The sequence below is a fragment of the Salinispora cortesiana genome, assembly GCF_000484695.1.
Taxonomy (GTDB): Bacteria; Actinomycetota; Actinomycetes; order Mycobacteriales; family Micromonosporaceae; genus Micromonospora; species Micromonospora cortesiana.
Genome location: NZ_AXVR01000151.1, coordinates 1 through 2,264, shown reverse-complemented (window position 1 = coordinate 2,264; position 2,264 = coordinate 1). Strand labels below are relative to the sequence as shown.

The 2,264-nt window shown below is 64.5% G+C and carries 2 protein-coding genes; both read left to right on the top strand.

Features of this window, described 5'->3' with window-relative positions:
* Nucleotides 1-319 precede the first annotated feature (319 nt).
* Entirely contained in the window at nt 320-1,444 is a 1,125-nt protein-coding gene (locus K228_RS0124660) for a serine hydrolase domain-containing protein (RefSeq protein WP_025620751.1), read from the top strand.
* A gap of 54 nt (nt 1,445-1,498) precedes the next feature.
* Nucleotides 1,499-2,026 carry a GNAT family N-acetyltransferase gene (locus K228_RS28025; RefSeq protein WP_025620750.1) on the top strand — a complete coding sequence of 176 codons (528 nt, stop codon included), beginning with the start codon at nt 1,499-1,501 and terminating at the stop codon, nt 2,024-2,026.
* Nucleotides 2,027-2,264: the final 238 nt, after the last annotated feature.

Sequence of the window (2,264 nt, the reverse complement as noted above, 5' to 3'; positions counted from 1 at the left end):
CCTCAACGCCCTGATCCTCGCCTACGGCGACCGGATCACCATCTAACAACCTCGATCACACCCAACGGCCAAACACGGAAAACGCCACAGTCCCCATGACAGTAATCGGCAGGACATAGTTTGGCATGGGAATGGAAGCGAAATCCTGGTTGCGGGCGCCACCTAGGATCGCGATATGTCTATCATTCCTCGGGCGTTGAAGATCACGGTTGCCAGTGTGACGCTGGCAGCTGCGGCCTTTGTGGTGCCCACATCTGCTGCCGCGCTACCCACTCAGACAGCTGGGGGAAGCTCCGCCGGTGGGCTGGATCGGGGTGAGTTGCGCACCGCGCTCGCCGCGGTGCCCGAAGCCGGGGTTCCGGGTGTGTTGGCTACTGTGCGCGACGGCCGACACGACTGGCGCGGCAGTGCCGGTCAGGCGCTCCTGACCAGCCCTCGACCGATGCAGCCACAGCTGCGGTTCCGCATCGGCAGCATCACCAAGACGTTCGTCGCCACCACTGTGCTGCAGCTCGTGGACGAGGGCCGGCTGGGCCTCGACGACCCGGTCGGGGAGCTGCTGCCGGAGATCGTGCCGGGTGAACGTGGCGCCGAAATCACCGTCAGGATGTTGTTGAACCACACCAGCGGCATCGGCAACTACACCAATGCGATGCTCGACTCGTGGGCGGCGATCGACCAGATGCAGGTCACGACGTACGCTCCGGCGGATCTGGTTGCGATTGGCCTGGCCATGCCGCCGACCAACGTGCCCGGGGCAGGGTTCAGCTATTCGAACACGAACTACATCCTGGCTGGCCTACTGATCGAGTCGATCACTGGCAACCCAGCGGCGGGGGAGGTACAGCGGCGCATTCTGCGGCCACTGAAGCTCACGGAGACGTCGTTCCCTGGCACTGATCCGACTATTGATGGCCCACACAGTGGTGCCTACTTCGCCCCGTTCGGGGTTCGTGACCTCAGCGAGTTCAACATGAGCTGGGGGTGGACGGCGGGCGAGATGATTGGGACCACGGCGGACCTGAACACGTTCTTCCGGGCGCTGCTCGGCGGTGATCTACTCAGCCCGGCCACCCTCGATGAGATGCTCACCGGGGTGCCGATGCTGCCGGATGTGCCCGAAGCCGGTAACTATGGTCTTGGTATCCTCTCGTTTCCTACCTCGTGCGGTGAGCTTTTCGGCCATGACGGTCTGGTGTTCGGTCACATGATGTTCTCGTTGCACAGCCGGGATGGCGGGCGCCAGGTGTCCTCCGGGATTAACCTCAGCCACTATTCGGTTAGCTTGCCCGTTGCGCATCCGATCGACATCGCCTGGCAGTCGTTCCTGCTAACGGCGATGTGCCCGACCAGCGAGACAAGTGGCCGCTCGGCAGCGGCCGTGCCGCAACTTCCCAGCGTGACCCGGATGCCGGGCAATGACGCCGTGGTCGCGGGGCCCTGATGGCGCAGTGGGCGAGCTGGGCTTGGTCGATGACAGGCGGCCCTGCCGCCGTGAGTGAGGAGGACGTCCCTGATTCGGGCGGCAAGACAGTCGGAGCTCGGCGACCTGGCTCGGCTTGAGGTCCAGGCTGGCCAGCTCTTCCATTCGGTTGGCATGTCAGAAATAGCTGATCATGCCGTGGATCGACAGGCCCTGCGGCGATGTCAGCGGCAGGGGTTGATCTGGGTTGCCGAGGAAGGCAATCGGACGGTCGGTTACGTCATCGCGGCGGTGCTGGACGGCAATGCCCATATCGAGCAGGTGTCGGTAGCCCCCACGCACGCTCGGCGAGGGATTGGTCGGCAGCTCATCGCACACGTCGAGGGATGGGGGAGGCGCAGCGGTCGTCCGGCGACGACCCTGACAACCTTCCGCGATGTGCCCTGGAATGGCCCCTACTACCGAAGGCTTGGGTATCGGGAGCTAGCCAACACGGAGATTGGACACGAGCTGACCACCACAATGCGACACGAAGCCGCGCTACCGGGCATGGATTCTTCGCTCCGGTGCGCGATGATCAAAGCCAACCGAGGAGCGCCTTGACCCTGGCGGACCAGCGCCTGCCGCTGACCCGAGCAAGCAGGGATTGTGGACCATACGCCGGTTGGTGGGTGGCGGGCTGCAAGGTCGGGGCGGGGACGGGGTGGGGCTGGGCAGCGGCGGGTACGCCACTGCCCAGCCCCAGTAGGGTCTGCTGCACCGATGGGTGACAGTTCCAGTTACGCGGCCTGACTGGCCGGTGGGGTCATGGTGGTCTCGTACTCGATAGGGGTCAACCGGG